Below are 16,724 nucleotides of genomic sequence, written 5' to 3'. Positions count from 1 at the left end.
GCTGGGAAGCGGGCGGGGCCGGGGGGTGGGCTGGGAAGCGGGCGGGGCCGGGGCCTAGGGCCGGTACACCTTGCCGGGTTCCGGCTTTCCGGGGGCCAGGAGTTGCGGGACCGTCACGAAGACGTAGCCGCGCTCCTTGAGGGCGTCGATGATCCCCGGCACGGCCGGCACGGTGCCCTGGTAGATGTCGTGCAGCAGGATGATCCCGTCCCGGGACGCCTGGTCGAGGACCCGCTTCTCGATCAGCGCCGAGTCGGTGGTCTGGTAGTCCTTCGCGGTCACGCTCCACAGCACCTCGGACAGGCCCAGCTCGCGGCAGATCCGGTGCACGTTCGCGTCGGTACGGCCCTGGGGCGGGCGCATCAGCGTCGGCTTGCGGCCGGTCAGGCGCTCGATCGCGTCGTCGGTGCGCTCCAGTTCGCCGCGTATCTGCGTGTCCGAGATCTGCGTGAGGATCTTGTGGTCCCAGGTGTGGCTGGCGACCTCGTGCCCCTCCGCCGCCATCCGCTTCACCAGCTGCGGGTACTTCTCTATGTGCCGCTTGCCCAGCAGGAAGAAGGTCGCCGGGACGTGCTTCTCCTTGAGGATGTCGAGCAGCCGGGCCGAGTTCTCGCTGGGCCCCGCGTCGAAGGTGAGCGCGATGCACTTGGCCTCACGGCAGTCGACGGTCCCGAACCGGGTCCCGTTCGCCGGCACGGGACGGGCGCGCTGGGCGGCCGGGGACGTCGTGTCGACCTGCGCGCAGCCGGACAGGGCCAGGGCGAGGGAGACGGTGGCGGCGGTGGCGGCGGGGACACGAAGTCGGGCGGACCGGAACCCGCCGGGCTGTCTTTCCCTCTTCCTGATCGGATGCTTGCTCCAAAGTGGCATGCGGGGACTATACACACAGTTTATAGAATGCGTGTGCGATTTATCCCGGGAGGGCTCGGCCGTCGGCGGCTTCGGGTGTGACCATGGACGAAGGGGGCCCGAAAGGGGATCGACCCCACCCGGAGAGGACACACCGTGCGCTACCGGGACCGCGCCCAGGCCGGCCGTGAACTCGCCGCCTTGCTGGGGAAGTTGCGGGACGAGGGCGCCTTGCCGGAGCCGATCGTGCTGGCCCTGCCCCGCGGCGGTGCCGCCGTGGCCGCGGAGGTGGCGCGGGAGCTGCCGGCACCGCTGGACGTGCTCGTCGTACGCAAGATCGGCGCCCCGCACCACGAGGAGTTCGGGGTCGGTGCGATCACCGGGGACGAACCGCCGCTCCTCGACACGGGGGCCCTGGCCCACCTGGGCCTGAGCGGGGAGGCACTGGCCCCCGTCGTGGAGCGGGAGCGGCGGGAGCTGCGCCGCCGCGAACGCCGCTACCGGGAGGGCCGCCCGCCGCCGGTGCTGCGCGGCCGTACCGTGATCGTCGTGGACGACGGCCTGGCCACCGGCTCCACCGCCCGCGCCGCCCTCCGCCACGTACGGGGCCGCGGCCCCGCCCGGACCGTGCTGGCCGTCCCGGTGGGCGCGCCCGACTCCCTCGACGCGCTCGCCGCCGAGGCCGACCTCGTCGTCTGCCCGTTCCGGCCGGCCGTGTTCAGCTCGGTCGGCCAGTGGTACGACGACTTCGGGCAACTGACGGACGACGACGTGCTGGACGCCCTGCGCGGGGCCTGATGCCGGACGCCTGGCGCGGGGCCTGATGCCGGACACCTCGCGCGAGGCCTGGTGCCGGGCCTTGCGCGGGGCCTGACAGGAAACGCCGGACTTCCCGCGGGCCCTCCGGAAGCGCGAGCCGTCGGGTGCGCGCCAGCGCGGGCGCGCCACCGCGCCGCTGGATACCATTTGGGCAGGTTCCGGACGTCACGGGATGGACGTGTGATGGGGACGCGCATCGCGGGCTACGAGGTCCAGGGCGAGATCGGCCGCGGCGGCATGGCCGTCGTCTACCGCGCCAGGGACCTGCGCCTGGACCGGACCGTCGCCCTGAAACTGCTCGCCCCGGAGCTGGCCCGCAACGACACCTTCCGCCGCCGTTTCAGCCACGAGTCCCGGGTGGCGGCCGCTCTCGACCACCCGCACATCGTGCCGATCTTCGAGGCCGGCGAGACGGACGGCGTGCTGTACATCGCGATGCGCTACGTGTCCGGCCCGGATCTGCGCGCACTGCTGGACAGGGAGGGCGTGCTGCCGGTGGCCACGGCCCTGCGCATCGCCGCCCAGGTGGCCTCCGCGCTGGACGCGGCCCACCAGCACGATCTGGTCCACCGGGACGTGAAGCCCGGTAACGTCCTGGTGGCGCAGGGCACCGACAGCGACCATCCCGAGCACGTGTACCTCACGGACTTCGGGCTGACCAAGAAGTCGCTGTCGCTGACGGGGTTCACGACGGCCGGCCAGTTCGTCGGCACGCTGGACTACGTGGCGCCGGAACAGATCTCGGGCCGCGCGGTGGACGGGCGGTGCGACCTCTACAGCCTGGCCTGTGTGGTCTTCGAGATGCTGACCGGCGCTCCGCCGTTCGTACGGGACGAGGACATCGCGCTGCTGTGGGCGCACCAGCACGACCGCCCGCCCGCGTTGAGCGAGGTGCGGTCGGGGCTGCCGGCGGGGTTCGACGACGTGTTCGCCAAGGCGCTGGCCAAGACCGCCGCGGACCGTTACGGCACCTGTCTGGAGTTCATGGGCGCGCTGCGGCTCGCTGCGTACGGCGCCGGTCCGGGCGGTCCGGGCCGGCCCGCCGACAGGACCCCCACGGTCGGCCGGCACACCGTCCGTACGCCAGCGCCAGCGCCACCGCCACCGCCACCGCCACCGGGCTGGGCCCGCCCCGTGTTCGGCGGCGAGCGCGCCGGTCCCTAGGGCCTCGGTCCCTCCTGTGGCGCTCCCGGCGCTCAGTCAGCGGTGAGGAACTGCTCGGCCCACACCGTCTTGCCGGTGCTGGCGTGCCGGGTGCCCCAGCGCTGGCTCAGCTGGCCGACGAGGAGCAGCCCGCGCCCGCCCTCGTCGTAGGTGTGGGCCCGGCGCATGTGCGGTGCCGTACTGCTGGAGTCGAAGACCTCGCAGGTGAGAGCGTGGGTGTCGTGGATGAGCCGGAGCCGGACGGGTGGCCGGCCGTACCGGAACGCGTTGGTCACGAGTTCGCTGACGATGAGTTCGGTGATGAACGCGGCGTTCTCCAGCCGCCACGCGATCAGCTGGTCGGTGGCCTGTTTGCGGGCCTCGGCGACAGCGGCGAGGTCGAAGGGCAGCTCCCAGGTGGCGACCCGGTCCGCGTGCAGGGCGCGGGTGCGGGCCACGAGCAGGGCGATGTCGTCGTCGGGGCGGTGGGTGAGCATGGACGTCAGTACCCGGTCGCAGACGGTGTCCAGGCCCTTCGCGGGGCGGGCGAGCGCGTCGAACATCTTGCCCAGGGCGTCGTCGATGTCGTGGTCGCGGGGTTCGAGCAGGCCGTTGGTGTAGAGGGCGATGAGACTGCCCTCGGGGAGTTCCGTCTCCAAGGACTCGAAGGGCAGCCCGCCGAGGCCCAGCGGGGGACCGGCGGGCACGTCGAGGAAGTGGACGCTGCCCCCGGTGACCACGGCGGGCGGCGGATGGCCGGCCCGGGCGACGTCGAACCGCCGGGTCACGGGGTCGTACACGCCGTACAGGCAGGTCGTGCCGACACCGCCGGCGGTCTCCTCGGCGTCGTCGGCGCCCGCCTCCTCCGCGGACAGGTGGACGACCAGATCGTCGAGGTGGCTGAGGAGTTCGTCGGGTGGCAGGTCGACGTCGGCCAGGGTGCGGACCGCCGTGCGCACCCGGCCCATGGTGGCGGCGGCCCGGATGCCGTGGCCGACGACGTCGCCGACGACGAGCGCGACCCGGGTGCCGGACAGCGGGATGACGTCGAACCAGTCGCCGCCCACCCCGGCCTGGCCGACGGAGGGCAGGTAGCGGGTGGCGATGTCCAGGGCCGACTGCTCGGGCAGTGTGTGGGGGAGCAGGCTGCGCTGCAACGTCATCGTGGTGGTGTGCTGGCGCTCGATGCGCGCGGTGCCGTGGATGCTGGTGGCCGCGCGGGCCGCCAGCTGCTCGGCCACCCACAGGTCGTCCTCGTCGAACGGCTCGGGCCGCCTGGTCCGCCCGAAGAGGGCCACCCCGAAGGTGACGCCGGCCGCGGTGAGCGGCACCACCATCAGCGAGTGCGCTCCGCTCGCCCGGATCCAGTCGGCGGCCGGCGGGTCCTCCCGCGCCCAGCGGACCACGCTCTCGTCGTCCCCCGTGTACACCGCGCCCCGCCCGTCGGTCAGGCAGCGGCCCGACGGCGACCAGGGCGGGCAGCGCAGCACGTCGCCCGAGGGGTGCGGCGGTGGCGGAGCGTCGGGCACGGACCGTACGGCCGCCCGGCGCAGCGTCAGGTCGCCGGGCGCGGGCGTGCCGTCCCGGCCGGCGCGCCGGGTCACGAGCTCGGCCGAGCGCGGGGGAGTGTCCAGCAGGTCGACGGCGCACACGTCGGCGAAGCCGGACACCGCGACCTCGGCCAGTTCCCGTGCGGTGCGCTGCACGTCGGAGGTGGTGCCGATGCGCGTCCCCGCGTCGCTCAGCAGCAGCATCCGCTGCCGTACCAGCTGTTCGGACGGGTCGGCGTGGGCGGTCACGGTGACCGCCCGCACCCGGCCGCCCGGGTCCGTCAGCGGGACGATCCGGGCGTGCCAGTCACGCGCCGGGTCGGCCGGGTCCAGATGCAGGTGGACGTCCTGCGGGGCACCGCCGTCGAGGATCCGCCGCATGCCGGCCTCGGCCTCGGCGCTGCCCTCGTACGGGGCGATGTCCGTGAGCCGCAGCCCGCGCATGGTCCCCTCGGCGAGGGAGAGCGCGCGCTGCATCCCCGCGCTGGCCCGGACCAGCCGCAACCCCTCGTCGAAGACGGCGGCGACGCAGGGGGATTCGTGGAAGGCCCATTCGCCCAGTTCGTGGCCGATGCCCGGGAGCAGCCCCGTGACGGCCGAGACGACCACCCACTCGGTGCCGCCCGGCCGCTCGGGCGCGGGTCTGCGGTGGACCAGCACGTCGTGGTCCAGCCGGTGTCCGTCGCGGTGGCGCAGGGCCGCGGTGCCGCTCCAGCGGGGTCCGGCGGCCGCCTCCCGCCAGCTGTCCCCGTCCGGTTCGGCGAGCAGCTCGACAGCCCTGCGCCCCAGGATCTCGGCGGGCGGGTAGCCCAGCGTCAGCCCGGCCCCGTCGCTCCAGCCGGTGACCACCCCCCGCTCGTCGACCGTGACCACCGCGGTGCGGGCGCCCTGGGGCACGGCGGGGGTGTGCGCCGGGTTGCTGGCAGGGGTGGGACGTCGTTCCATCGCCGCTCATCCTTCGCGGAACCTGCACGGCCGGTCTCCTCCTCAGGATCATCCCGGCCGCCACGGAGCACCAATCCGCTGTGGCACCGGTCCCGGGCCCACGCGCACCGGAGGTTCCCGTGACCCGGGGCCGTCCTTCCCGGCCGGCCGTCTTTCTTCCCGGTCGGCCGTCTTTCCCGGCCGGCCGTCTTTCTTCCCGGTCGGCCGTCTTTCCCGGCCGGCCGTCTTTTCCGGCTGTGATCGCGCTCCGGCCGACAGATCCGCCCGCGTCGTGACAGCGTGGGAGCAGTGGCGGCCATGGTGTCCTGGAGGCGGAGATGACGGTGAACGGGATCGGACTGGTGGTGCACGGAGGGCGTACGGAGGCGGTGGACGCGGCCGGTGCCGTACGGGTCTGGGCGGCCGCGCACGACGTGCGCTGTACCGACATCGACGTGTGGCACGACGGCGGCCGGCACAGCTCCGGTGAGGAGGTCGCGGCCGCCGGTGACCCCGATCTGATCGTCACCCTCGGCGGCGACGGCACCTTCCTGCGCGGCGCCCGGCTCGCCGCCCACAACGACGCGCTGGTCCTCGGCGTCGACCTGGGCCGGGTCGGCTTCCTGACCGACGTGCCGGTCTGCTCGGTCACGGACGCGCTGGACGCGGTGTACGAGGACCGGTTCAGCGTCGACCGCCGGCTGCTGCTCACCATGCGCTCCTCCCGCCGTCTCGAGGTGCCCGCCGACATGGAGGACCTGATGCAGTACGGCCGCGGGCCGCTGCTGCCCCCGCCCCAGGTGCGCACCGACTGCGAACAGGACGCCGAGTGGGGTGTCCCGCTGCACATCACCGCCGTCAACGACGTCGTCCTGGAGAAGCTGTCCCGGGACCGCCAGGTGTCGGTGGGCGTGTACATCTCCGGACGGCTGCTCGCCTCCTACTCCGCCGACGCGCTGCTGGTGGCGACCCCCACCGGCTCCACCGCGTACAGCTTCGCCGCCGGCGGACCGGTCGTGTCGCCCTGCGCGGAGGCGCTGGTCTTCACCCCGGTCGCCCCGCACATGGCGTTCGACCGCTCGGTCGTCACCGCCCCGGACGAGGCCGTCGGCCTGCGCGTCCTGGAACGCTCGGGGCCAGCCGCGGTCAGCGTCGACGGCCAGGTGCGGGGTGTCGTGCAGCCGGGCGACTGGATCGGGGTGTACGCCGCCCCCAGCCGGCTGCGGGTGGTCCGGCTGGCGCCGATGGACTTCTACGGCCGGCTGCGCGAACGCATGAACCTCACCGACGCCCCGGCCGCCGTCGCCGACGGCACCCCCGCCCCCCTCTGGTCGCTGACCGCGCCCCCGCCGGGCGACCTCGACCACATCTCCTTCCCGCTGCTGGCCGCCCAGCGCGCCCAGGCGGAGGCGTGCGCGGACGGGGAGGACGGTGCCGGGCCCGCGCCGGACGAGCCGGCCGTCCCGAGCCACGCGCGGGACGGGAGCCGTCCCTGACCCGGTCCGCGCCGGCCACGCGGCGCCGGGCCCGGCGCGGAGGGGGGCGGGTCAGTCCGTGGACCGCACCGCGGGAATGCCGAGCGCGACCGGCCCGCTCTTGCAGGAGTCGTGGCAGTCCTTCTCCAGGCTGCAACACAGCGAGCAGATCGCGCCCGAGTGGAACGGGCAGCCCGCCACGTCCGGCCGCTCGAACTCGGTCGCGCACACCGTGCAGGTCAGCACGGCCGCCGACGGCAGCCCGTCCGCGCCCAGCAGCGGCTCCGTCAGGTCGTCGACGCGGGCGATGTAGTACTTCCCCTTGGTCAGCACCGCGAACAACGGCGAGAGCACCATCGCCAGGAACAGCGCGACGAAGGGCGAGTACGCCTTGCCGTACTCCCCGAACGCGTCGAAGTACGCGGCGATCGAGACCGCCGACGCGATCAGCATCGAGCCGAACCCGACCGGGTTGAAGTTGTGCAGATGGGCGCGCTTGAACTCGATGTACGAAGGGCTCAGCTTCAGCGGCTTGTTGATGACCAGGTCGGCGACGACCGCGCCGATCCAGGCGATCGCCACGTTGGAGTAGAAGCCCAGCACGGTGTTCAGGAAACCGAAGACACCGCCCTCCATCAGGGCCAGCGCGATGCCGACGTTGAGGAAGATGTAGACGACCCGGCCGGGGTGACGGTGCGTCAGCCGGGAGAAGAAGTTCGACCAGGACAGCGAACCGGAGTAGGCGTTCGTCGAGTTGATCTTTATCTGGGAGAGGATCACGAAGAACGTGGCCAGACCGAGCGCGACGGGTGCAGCGAAGGTCCTGAACCCGGACACGTACTGCTGGATCGGCTCGTTGGCCTTGGCCAGGCCCACGCTGCCCGCGATGTAGAAGGCGAGGAAGGCCCCGCCGATCTACTTGGCCGCGCCCAGCACCACCCAGCCCGGGCCGGCGGAGAGCACCGCGCCCCACCACTTCCCGCCGTTCTCCGGTGTCTTGTCCGGCATGAACCGCAGGTAGTCGACCTGCTCGCCGATCTGCGCGATCAGTGACAGCGCGACGCCCGCACCCGCGCCCACCCCGAGCACGCTGATGCCCGACCCGGTCGGCGAGTTGCCCGCGAAGTGCGTGAACTCCGAGAACTTCGCCGGCTCCTGGACCGCGATGGACACGAACGGCGCCACCATCAGCACCAGCCAGACCGGCTGCGTCCACACCTGCATCTTCGACAGCGCGGTCATGCCGTAGACGACCAGCGGCAGGATGACGAGGGAGCAGATCAGGTACCCGACGGCCAGCGGGATGTGCAGGCCCAGCTCCAGGGCCTGCGCCATGATCGAGCCTTCGAGCGCGAAGAAGATGAAGGTGAAGCTGGCGTAGATGACCGAGGTGAGCGTCGAGCCCAGGTAGCCGAAGCCGGCCCCCCGGGTCAACAGGTCCATGTCGATGGAGTACTTGGCCGAGTAGTACGAGATCGGGATCCCGGTCAGGAAGATGACCACCGCGGCCGTGAGGATCGCCACCATGGCGCTGGAGAAGCCGTTGGAGACGGCGATCGAACCGCCGATCGCGAAGTCCGCGAGGTAGGCGATGCCGCCGAGCGCGGTGGTGGCCACGACGTAGGGGGTCCAGCGGCGGAAGGACTTCGGCGCGTAGCGCAGCGAGTAGTCCTCCAGGGTGTCGTTCTTCGCCCAGTCGTTGTAGGTCCGTTTGCCGTCCGTCCGGCCCTCCGCCACGGCGGGCGGCGCCTCCTTGCCGACGATCTCCGTCACGACTCTGCCCTCTCTCGTCCCCGGTCGTTGCACGGAAGGGTCGCGGCGCGCCGTTTCCCGGACGTTTCACCTGCTTTAAAAGACAAGGCTTGATACTTTCCGTGGGAAGTACCGTGCCCGAGACGGCACTTGGGCTCAGAGCCGGGCGACGACGCGGAAGCCGAGGACGTCGGCCCGTGCCAGGTACAGCCGTTGCCCGAGATGGTTGCCGCGCAGCCGTACGACACCGCGCGGGCCCTCGTACGACACCGCGTCCCCGACCGCGCACACCGTCCGCACGCCCAGTGTCGTGCGCGTCCCGCGCGGCGGCGGACGCATCGGGCCACCTCCGTGCGGGCGAGGGGAGCGCGGACCACGGTCCCGGGCTCCGGCGCCCTCGTCCGGGCTCGTATCCTGCGCGCACAGCAGACCTGACGGAAGGACACCGGCGATGCCGTCCGTACCCTCCTCACCGGACCTCGCGCACCTCCTCAGCCACGCCGAACGCGGGGTCGTCCGAAGGCTGGCGGCGGTGCCGGCCGAGGAGGGCTGCACCGTCGAGGAGTGGCGCGTGCTGTCGCCGGCCGGCGACGGCGCGGGGCATCCGATGTCGGAGATCGCCGGCCACGCGCTGATGCCGGCGCCCAGCCTGACCAAGCTGGTGGACCGCATGGTCGCCGGCGACCTCGTCCACCGGCGCCCCGATCCGCACGACCGGCGCCGCGTCCTGCTCCACCTCACCGCGCGCGGCGCCGACCTGCACCGGCGCACCGCCCTGCGGGTCCACGCGGACCAGGCCCGCCCTGCTCGCCGGGATCGCCGACGGGGGAGCACTGGCCCTGCTGCTCCCCGAACTGACCAGGGCCGCCGCCCCGGACCCCGCCGCCACCGCCGCCCCGGGGCACCCGGCCATCCGGAGCGCGCCCACCGGCTGAGCCGGTGGGCGCGCCGGCTCACCAACCGGTGAAGAGCAGATGGTTCAGCAGTAGTGCGAGCACCGCCTGTGCCACGAGCCAGATCCGCCGCCGGGGCAGGAACGCACCGGCGGCCGGCAGCCACACCGCGAACGGCAGCCAGATCCGCTCCGTCTCCGCCTTGCTCATGCCGGACAGATCGGCGATCAGCAGCGCGAGCAGGGTGACGCACACCAGGAAGGCCAGCCGGAGTTCCGGCCCGGGCGCGGTACGGCGGTGGACCAGGACGGCGCCGGCCCGGCGCAGCCCCGCCACCGTCGCCGGGCCGGTGATGATCACCGTGCAGGCCAGGTTGGCCCACACCCAGTAGCCGTACGGCCGGGTCCCGCCGACGCCCTGGTAGTAGCGGGTGACCAGCAGCCGGTACCCCTGCCACCAGTCGAACCCGGCGAACGTGAAGACGAGCGGCACGACCGCCGCCCCCGCCACCAGCAGAACCAGGACGAGCGGCCGCGCCCGGACCCGGCGCCGGCCGATCACCAGCACCGCCGCCCCGATCAGCGCGAAGAGCGTGAGGCCGTACGACAGATAGCAGGTCAGCCCGTACAGCAGGCCCGCGGCGGCGGCCCAGGCCACGGAGCGTCCCGTCACCGCCAGGGCCAGCAGCGCCACCGTCCAGGCGGCGACCGCCGCGAAGTACCCGTCGGCCGAGGCGCCCACCCACACGGCGGCCGGGACCAGTACGAGGAAGGGCGCCGCCCGCCGGGCGAGCCGCTCCGCCGCGAGCGCCCGCACCGCGACCAGTACGGCGGCACCGGCCGTGGACCCGACGGTGACGCACCAGGCCCCGGCCCAGCCGCCGCCGTGCAGCCCGGCCCGGTCCAGCAGGACGAAGGTGAGGGTGGCCGCCGGGGGATGCCCGGCGATGTGCGCGGGCCAGGGCGCGGGCGTGCCGCTGACGATGTGGTGGGTGAAGTCCCGCAGGGTCGCCGGGATGTCGTGGAAGCGCCCGATGACCGTCAGGTACTCGTTGGGGCTGGTGAGCCGGCCCGCCACACCCCGCTGCCAGCCGTCGACCAGCGCCAGCGACCAGGTCCAGGCCAGCGAGCCCCCCCAGGCCGCGGCGAGCAGTCCGCGCCACGGCAGCCGTACGGCGAGGTTCGGCCCGTACGCCACCACCGCGGCCCCGACGAGCACGGCGGCCGGTGTCCCCGGGCCCACGTGCGGGTCCCAGTCGGCGAACAACGGCGGCCAGTGCACGAACAGCGTGCGGTAGGTGTCCTGGATGTGCCGGCCGACCAGGACGGCGGCGAGTACGAGCAGGGCGGCGGCGAGCACGGCGGCCAGATCGGCGTACCGGCCGCGGAGGGAAGCGCGGGTCACACCGGAACGCTAGGCCCGCGACCGGGGGACGCCGTGGATCAGTGGGCCGACGTCAGACTTTCGTCATGGGCCGGGTACGGGATCCAGGGGCTTCCCCGGCCTACGGTCGGAGCATGCGAGACGACGGTCCACGGCTTCCCACCTCACCCGGATTCTGGCGCAGTCCGCTGCGCGGCACCTGGTTCACCTCGGTGCTCGGCCTCGTGCTGCTCGTCGGCGTCACGGTGCTCTTCGTGACCGGACTGGTCTCGTACGCCGCGTACAACCCGGACCTGGCACCGGTGAACGACCAGACACCGGACAAGGGCCTCCTCGGCTTCTACCTCTTCTCCTGGCCGACGAATCCGCCCTGGCTCTACCGGCTCACCCAGGGCCTGCACGTCACCCTGGGGATCACCCTGATCCCGGTGCTGCTCGCCAAGCTGTGGTCCGTGGTGCCCAAGCTGTTCGCGCTGCCCCCGGCCCGCTCGCTCGCCCACGCCCTGGAGCGGATCTCGCTGCTGCTGCTGGTCGGCGGCGGCCTGTTCGAGTTCACCACCGGAGTCCTCAACATCCAGCTGGACTACGTCTTCCCCGGCTCCTTCTACCCCCTCCACTTCTACGGCGCCTGGGTGTTCTTCGCCGCCTTCCTGGCCCACGCCGCCCTGAAGACGCCCAAGGCGCTGCGGGCGGTCCGCGAGCGGCGCCGGGGCGAGGACGGGCAGGCGTCACCCGGACCCGACGAGGGCGGACCGGCATCACCGCGGCCGGACGCGCCGACGGTGGACCGGCGGGGTGCGCTGTGGTTCGTCGGGGGTGCCTCCCTGCTGCTGTTCCTCACGACGGCCGGGCAGAGCATCGGGGGCGCGCTGCGCCGCACCGCGCTGCTCGCCCCGCACGGCTGGGCCGACCCGGGCGGCGGCCCGAACGGCTTCCAGATCAACAAGACGGCCGCGTACGCCGGCGTCGGCACGAAGCAGACCGCGGCGGAGACCTGGCGGCTCGTCGTCACGGCGCCGGGCGGCCGGACGGTCCGGCTCACCCGCGCCGAGCTCCTCCGGCTCCCGCAGCACAGCGCCGCCCTGCCCATCGCCTGCGTGGAGGGCTGGTCGACCGCCGACCAGTGGTGGCGCGGGGTACGGCTCCGTGACCTCGCCGCCCTCGTCGGGTACGACGGCGATCCGCCGGACGTCCTCGTCGAGTCCCTGCAACTGCACGGAGCCTTCCGCCGCGCCGCGCTGCGCGCCGACCAGGTCGCCGACCCGCGCTCCCTGCTCGCCCTGCGGGTCAACGGTGAGGACCTGTCCCCCGACCACGGCTACCCCGCCCGCGTGATCGTGCCCGCCGCCCCCGGTGTCCTCAACACCAAGTGGGTGGCCCGGATGACCTTCGGAGAACTGTGACGCGCCCCCGCCTCGTCGTCGGCAGCCCCTTCCAGATCCTGCTGCTGGCCTGCTCGTTCGCGCTCGCCGCCTACGCCGGCGTACGGCTGCTGGCCGGCGACTGGTTCGGTGTGGCGCTGTGGATCGTGGGGGCGGCCCTGCTGCACGACCTGGTGCTGCTACCGCTGTACGCGCTGGCCGACCGGGCGGTGACCCGGGGTCTGGGCGCCGCGGGGCACCGGGACCGGACGATGTACGTCCGCGTCCCCGCCGCGCTCTCCGGGCTGCTCCTGCTGGTGTGGTTCCCGCTGATCAGCGGGACGGTCGCCGGGCACTACCGGTCGGCAACCGGCCAGTCCCCGGACGGCTTCGCGGCCCGCTGGCTGCTGATCACCGCCGTGCTCTTCGGCGGCTCCGCGCTGCTGCTGGCACTGCGGGTGCGCAGGGCCACGAAGCGGCGGCCGCCGGCCGTCCACTGACCGGCCGGCGTCCAGCCGCGCGCGTACCGCAGCAGGGCCGGGGTGCCGAGCCGCGCCCACGGGAACGGCTCCCCGACGGCCTCACGAGTGTCGGTGAGGTGGACGTGAACCCGCTCGTCGAGGTCCACCGGGGCGGTCTCGGCGATCAACAGGCCCTCGGGTGCGAGGAGTCGGCCGACGCGGTCCAGGAGCAGTCCGGGGTCGCCACCGATGCCGACGTTGCCGTCCATGAGCAGCACGGTGCCCCAGCGGCCCTCACCGGGCAACGGCTCGAAGACCGAGCGGCGCAGGGCCTGCCCGCCGAGGCGCACGGTGTGGTCGACGGCGGCCGTGCTGACGTCGATGCCGAGGACGGTACGGCCCCGGGCGGCGAGTTCGGCGACCAGCCGGCCGGGGCCGCAGCCGACGTCCAGGACGGCGCCCTCACAACGGTCCAGGACCGCCCGGTCGACCGGGTCGGCCCGCGCGCACCAGCGCTCGACCTCCAGGGGCAGCAGCCAGCCGTCGGCGCGGCGCAGGAACAGCGGGCCGTGCCCGGCGCGCAGCGCCGCCGCGTAGGGGTCGGCGCCGGTCCGGGCGAGGGGCGCCCAGGTGGTCACCGGCGGTCCGTGCCGCTCTGCGCCGAGCACCGGGCCAACCGGGCGGCGAAACGGCCGTGCGGGACGAGCGCGGCGACGGCGGCCGCGTCCGCCGCGGTGTCCACGTCCCGCAACCGTGGCAGGTCCCGCACCCGCAGTCCCGCGGCGACGAGCCGCCGCCGCTGGACGGCACCTGTCCGCGGGTCGGACATCGGCACACCGCGCAGCAGCCCGGGATCCGGATCGGCCAGCCCCAGAGCCCAGAACCCGCCGTCCTCGGCGGGACCGAAGTACGCGTCGCAGTCCTCGAAGCCCACGGTGAGCAGGGCCGGGGTTACCTGGGGGGTGTCCATGCCGATGAGCAGGGCGGGTCCGGCGCAGCCGGCGAAGGCGTCGGCGAGACGCGCGTCGAGGCCGCCACCGCACTGCGGCACGACGTCGAAGCCGGGCGGCAGCCAGGGGCCGGGGCTGCCGTCGAGGACGAGGACACGGCGGGCGGCGGAGGCCGCGGCCACGGCGTCCAGGGTGTCGGCGAGCGAGGCCTCGGCCAGAGCGGCGGCCTGATCCGGGGAGAAGGGCGGTGTGAGCCGCGTCTTGACCCTGCCGGGCCGCGGCTCCTTGGCGATGACGAGAAGGGTGGTCATGTGAAGTTCCTTGACGGGTGCGTGCGGGTGATGGTGCTGGTGGTGGCGGGGCGCCTGCCCGCGGCCGTGCGGCTGACGCCGACCGCGGCGCCCCCTGAGGGGCGCGGGGAACCGCGTGCTCAGCCCCCACCCACCCGCACCCGAGGCGGCTCCTTCAGCACGCGGCTCATGTCCCGCACCGCCTGCCACGTGCCACGCCAGGTCCCGGTCACCTTCGACGCGCCGGTACGCGGCAGGTACGGCACATCGTGCTCGGCGATCCGCCACCCCGCGTCGGCCGCCCGCACCACCATCTGCAACGGGTAGCCGCTGCGCCGGTCGTCGAGGTCCAGCGAGAGCAACCGCTCGCGCCGCGCCGCCCGCAGCGGCCCCAGGTCGTGCAGCCGCAGCCCGGTCCGGCGCCGGAGCATCCGCGCCAGCGCGAGATTCCCGGCGCGGGCATGCGCGGGCCAGGCACCACGCCCCTGCGGCCGCCGCCGGCCCAGCACCAAGTCCGCCTCCCCGTCGGCGACTTCCCGCACGAACGGCAGGAGGAGCCCGGGATCCAGGGACGCGTCGCAGTCGCAGAAGCACACGATGTCGGCGGCCGCCGCGATCAGCCCCGCATGGCATGCCGCGCCGAAGCCGCGCCGCGCCTCCCGGACGACGGTCGCGCCGAACGCCCGGGCGACGTCCGCCGAGCCGTCGGTGGACCCGTTGTCCACCACGAGGGCCCGCCAGCCCGCCGGGATCCGGCCGAGCACCCAGGGCAGCGCCCCGGCCTCGTCCAGACAGGGGAGTACGACGTCCACGGCCGTCGTCGATGAGTTCGGTGAGGTGGTCACGGTGTCACCCTACGAACGCGAACCGGACATACCGGGCCCGTCCTCCTTACGAAACGCGGACGCCGCGACGAGCGCCCCGCCGCCCGGATTCCTTACGAATCGGGGACGTCGTGCCCGCCGCCGCCCTCGCGCACGACACCGGCGCCGGGCCGGTGCGAGGGTGGAGGCATGCAGCAGCCGTACGAGCTCACCGAGGACCGGGCCACCGCCGGTGCCGCCCGGATCCTGGTCGTGGACGACGATCCCACCGTCGCCGAGGTGGTGGCCGGGTATCTCGACCGTGCCGGCCACCTCGTCGACCGGGCCGACGACGGCCCCACCGCCCTGACCCGGGCCGACGCCCACTGGCCCGACCTCGTGGTGCTCGACCTGATGCTGCCCGGCATGGACGGCCTGGAGGTCTGCCGACGGCTGCGCGACCGGGCCCCCGTCCCCGTCATCATGCTGACCGCGCGCGGCGACGAGGACGACCGCGTCATGGGCCTGGAGGTCGGCGCCGACGACTACGTCACCAAGCCCTTCAGCCCCCGTGAACTGGTGCTGCGGGTGGAGTCGGTGCTGCGCCGCAGCCGCCCGGCGCCCGTCGCGGCCGCCCTGTCCACCGCCGGGCTCACTCTCGACACCGGCGCCCGCCGAGCCACCAAGAAGGGCGTCGAACTCGCCCTCACCTTGCGCGAGTTCGACCTTCTCGCGTTCTTTCTGCGGCACCCGGGGCGGGCGTACAGCCGGGAGGACCTGATGCAGGCCGTGTGGGGCTGGGACTTCGGTGACCTGTCCACCGTCACGGTCCATGTCCGCCGGCTGCGTGCCAAGGTGGAGGACGACCCGGCCCGGCCGCGCCTGATCCAGACGGTGTGGGGCGTCGGCTACCGGTTCGAACCGAGCGGAGCGGCCTGAGATGCGCGACACCCTCCTGATCGCCCTGTACGCCTTCGCCGGCGCCGCCGTCACCGGGCTGCTCGGCGCGGCAGCCCTGCGCCTGCTGCGCCGCCGCTCGCTCACCGCGTCCCTCACGGTGGTCGCGGCCGTCGGAGTGGTCGCGATGCTCGCCGGCACCCTGGCCGTCGCCTGGGCGATGTTCCTCTCCTCGCACGACCTGTCCGTGGTGACCACCGTCGTCGCCATGGCGGCCGCGGTGTCGCTCGCGACCGCGCTGGTACTGGGCCGCTGGGTCGTCGCCCGCAGCCGTGAACTCGCCCTCGCGGCCCGATCGTTCGGCGAGCGGGGCGACTTCGCCGCACCCGCGGTCCCGGCCACCGCCGAACTGGCCGAGGTGAGCCGTGAACTGGCGGCCACCAGCGCGAGACTCGCCGAGTCCCGGGAGCGGGAACGTGCGCTGGAGACCTCGCGCCGGGAACTGGTGGCCTGGATCTCGCACGACCTGCGTACCCCGCTGGCCGGTCTGCGCGCCATGTCGGAGGCGCTGGAGGACGGCGTGGCCGCCGATCCCGGCCGCTATCTCAAGCAGATCCGCGCCGAGGTCGAACGCCTCAACGACATGGTCGGCGACCTCTTCGAACTCTCCCGCATCCACGCCGGGACACTCGCGCTGAGCCCGAGCCGGATGTCGCTGTTCGACCTCGTCGGCGACGCCCTCGCGGGCGCCGACCCGCTCGCGCGCGAGCACGGCGTACGGCTGGTCGGTGACCGGGTGGAGCCGGTGCCGGTCGAGGTGGACGGCAAGGAGATGAGCCGCGTGCTGGGCAACCTGCTGGTGAACGCGATCCGCCGGACGCCCCCGGACGGCACGGTCGCGGTCGCCGCCGAACGCGGCCCCGACGGCGTCGTCCTGTCCGTCTCCGACGGCTGCGGCGGCATCCCCGCGGAGGACCTGCCCCGGGTCTTCGACACCGGCTGGCGCGGCACACACGCCCGGACACCCCCGGCGGGCGCGGGCCTCGGCCTCGCCATCGTCCGGGGGATCGTGGAAGCCCACCAGGGCCGGGCCACCGTGCGCAACATTCCCGGTGGCTGCCGTTTCGAGGTGGTGCTGCCCACCGCCGCTTCCTGATCGCGGGCAGCACCACCG

The 16,724-nt window shown here is 73.8% G+C and carries 14 protein-coding genes and 1 pseudogene; 7 read left to right on the top strand and 8 right to left on the bottom strand.

The genetic code is table 11. The annotated features are described in order from the left end of the window. Positions 1-54 precede the first annotated feature (54 nt). A complete protein-coding gene (locus AAW13_RS01170; RefSeq protein WP_046726783.1) occupies positions 55-870 on the bottom strand; it encodes a polysaccharide deacetylase family protein in 816 nt (271 codons plus the stop codon). A gap of 135 nt (positions 871-1,005) precedes the next feature. Between AAW13_RS01170 and AAW13_RS01165 the strand changes: the two genes are divergently transcribed. Together AAW13_RS01165 and AAW13_RS01160 are read left to right on the top strand one after the other, a co-directional pair. Further along, on the top strand, positions 1,006-1,647 hold the full coding sequence (locus AAW13_RS01165) for a phosphoribosyltransferase (protein ID WP_046726784.1): 642 nt from the start codon (positions 1,006-1,008) through the stop codon (positions 1,645-1,647). Between the two features lie 204 nt (positions 1,648-1,851). Continuing rightward, positions 1,852-2,832, top strand: coding sequence for a serine/threonine-protein kinase (locus AAW13_RS01160; protein ID WP_046726785.1), 981 nt, complete (start codon positions 1,852-1,854; stop codon positions 2,830-2,832). 32 nt (positions 2,833-2,864) lie between these two features. On the opposite strand, the gene AAW13_RS01155 is transcribed toward AAW13_RS01160, so the two are convergent. Next, complete coding sequence (locus AAW13_RS01155) at positions 2,865-5,306, bottom strand: SpoIIE family protein phosphatase (RefSeq protein ID WP_079178664.1); 2,442 nt, start codon at positions 5,304-5,306, stop codon at positions 2,865-2,867. Between the two features lie 317 nt (positions 5,307-5,623). Between AAW13_RS01155 and AAW13_RS01150 the strand changes: the two genes are divergently transcribed. Beyond that, positions 5,624-6,781: an NAD(+)/NADH kinase gene (locus tag AAW13_RS01150; protein WP_079178663.1), complete on the top strand. Its 1,158-nt coding sequence runs from the start codon at positions 5,624-5,626 to the stop codon at positions 6,779-6,781. A 51-nt stretch (positions 6,782-6,832) separates the two neighbouring features. On the opposite strand, the pseudogene AAW13_RS01145 reads toward AAW13_RS01150, so the two are convergent. Together AAW13_RS01145 and AAW13_RS01140 are read right to left on the bottom strand one after the other, a co-directional pair. Then, positions 6,833-8,533: pseudogene (locus AAW13_RS01145) on the bottom strand (purine-cytosine permease family protein). A gap of 135 nt (positions 8,534-8,668) precedes the next feature. After that, positions 8,669-8,851, bottom strand: a complete 183-nt coding sequence (locus AAW13_RS01140; protein ID WP_046726786.1) for a hypothetical protein — start codon at positions 8,849-8,851, stop codon at positions 8,669-8,671. A gap of 112 nt (positions 8,852-8,963) precedes the next feature. On the opposite strand from AAW13_RS01140, the gene AAW13_RS01135 reads away from it, so the two are divergent. Beyond that, entirely contained in the window at positions 8,964-9,479 is a 516-nt protein-coding gene (locus tag AAW13_RS01135; protein WP_107483210.1) for a MarR family winged helix-turn-helix transcriptional regulator, read from the top strand. On the opposite strand, the gene AAW13_RS01130 is transcribed toward AAW13_RS01135, so the two are convergent. Beyond that, positions 9,466-10,809, bottom strand: a complete 1,344-nt coding sequence (locus AAW13_RS01130) for a hypothetical protein (protein WP_046726787.1) — start codon at positions 10,807-10,809, stop codon at positions 9,466-9,468. The two genes, AAW13_RS01135 and AAW13_RS01130, sit on opposite strands and share 14 nt — an antisense overlap. A gap of 113 nt (positions 10,810-10,922) precedes the next feature. Here AAW13_RS01130 and AAW13_RS01125 point away from each other — a divergent pair, with 113 nt between their 5' ends. Then, a complete protein-coding gene (locus AAW13_RS01125; RefSeq protein WP_046726788.1) occupies positions 10,923-12,191 on the top strand; it encodes a molybdopterin-dependent oxidoreductase in 1,269 nt (422 codons plus the stop codon). Positions 12,192-12,504: 313 nt separating this feature from the next. On the opposite strand, the gene AAW13_RS01115 is transcribed toward AAW13_RS01125, so the two are convergent. From AAW13_RS01115 to AAW13_RS01105, 3 genes are all read right to left on the bottom strand, one after another. Continuing rightward, on the bottom strand, positions 12,505-13,248 hold the full coding sequence (locus AAW13_RS01115; protein WP_046726789.1) for a class I SAM-dependent methyltransferase: 744 nt from the start codon (positions 13,246-13,248) through the stop codon (positions 12,505-12,507). Further along, positions 13,245-13,871, bottom strand: a complete 627-nt coding sequence (locus AAW13_RS01110) for a TIGR04282 family arsenosugar biosynthesis glycosyltransferase (protein ID WP_046726790.1) — start codon at positions 13,869-13,871, stop codon at positions 13,245-13,247. Before AAW13_RS01110 ends, AAW13_RS01115 begins: the two co-directional genes overlap by 4 nt. A 119-nt stretch (positions 13,872-13,990) precedes the next feature. Then, complete coding sequence (locus AAW13_RS01105; protein ID WP_046726791.1) at positions 13,991-14,695, bottom strand: glycosyltransferase family 2 protein; 705 nt, start codon at positions 14,693-14,695, stop codon at positions 13,991-13,993. Positions 14,696-14,863: 168 nt separating this feature from the next. Between AAW13_RS01105 and AAW13_RS01100 the strand changes: the two genes are divergently transcribed. Together AAW13_RS01100 and AAW13_RS01095 are read left to right on the top strand one after the other, a co-directional pair. Next, positions 14,864-15,592 carry a response regulator transcription factor gene (locus AAW13_RS01100; RefSeq protein WP_046726792.1) on the top strand — a complete coding sequence of 243 codons (729 nt, stop codon included), beginning with the start codon at positions 14,864-14,866 and terminating at the stop codon, positions 15,590-15,592. A 1-nt stretch (position 15,593) separates the two neighbouring features. Continuing rightward, complete coding sequence (locus tag AAW13_RS01095) at positions 15,594-16,706, top strand: sensor histidine kinase (RefSeq protein ID WP_046726793.1); 1,113 nt, start codon at positions 15,594-15,596, stop codon at positions 16,704-16,706. Positions 16,707-16,724: the final 18 nt, after the last annotated feature.

Origin of the sequence: Streptomyces humi (assembly GCF_001005085.2) — a bacterium.
GTDB lineage: Bacteria > Actinomycetota > Actinomycetes > Streptomycetales > Streptomycetaceae > Streptomyces > Streptomyces humi.
This window is presented reverse-complemented; position numbering and strand designations above follow the sequence as displayed.

Coding starts and splice junctions, on each gene's coding strand:
- AAW13_RS01110 (WP_046726790.1), bottom strand. CDS start 13,871: ATGACCACCCTTCTCGTCATCGCCAAGGAGCCGCGGCCCGGCAGGGTC.
- AAW13_RS01170 (WP_046726783.1), bottom strand. CDS start 870: ATGCCACTTTGGAGCAAGCATCCGATCAGGAAGAGGGAAAGACAGCCC.
- AAW13_RS01095 (WP_046726793.1), top strand. CDS start 15,594: ATGCGCGACACCCTCCTGATCGCCCTGTACGCCTTCGCCGGCGCCGCC.
- AAW13_RS01125 (WP_046726788.1), top strand. CDS start 10,923: ATGCGAGACGACGGTCCACGGCTTCCCACCTCACCCGGATTCTGGCGC.
- AAW13_RS01155 (WP_079178664.1), bottom strand. CDS start 5,306: ATGGAACGACGTCCCACCCCTGCCAGCAACCCGGCGCACACCCCCGCC.
- AAW13_RS01135 (WP_107483210.1), top strand. CDS start 8,964: ATGCCGTCCGTACCCTCCTCACCGGACCTCGCGCACCTCCTCAGCCAC.
- AAW13_RS01100 (WP_046726792.1), top strand. CDS start 14,864: ATGCAGCAGCCGTACGAGCTCACCGAGGACCGGGCCACCGCCGGTGCC.
- AAW13_RS01150 (WP_079178663.1), top strand. CDS start 5,624: ATGACGGTGAACGGGATCGGACTGGTGGTGCACGGAGGGCGTACGGAG.
- AAW13_RS01140 (WP_046726786.1), bottom strand. CDS start 8,851: ATGCGTCCGCCGCCGCGCGGGACGCGCACGACACTGGGCGTGCGGACG.
- AAW13_RS01160 (WP_046726785.1), top strand. CDS start 1,852: ATGGGGACGCGCATCGCGGGCTACGAGGTCCAGGGCGAGATCGGCCGC.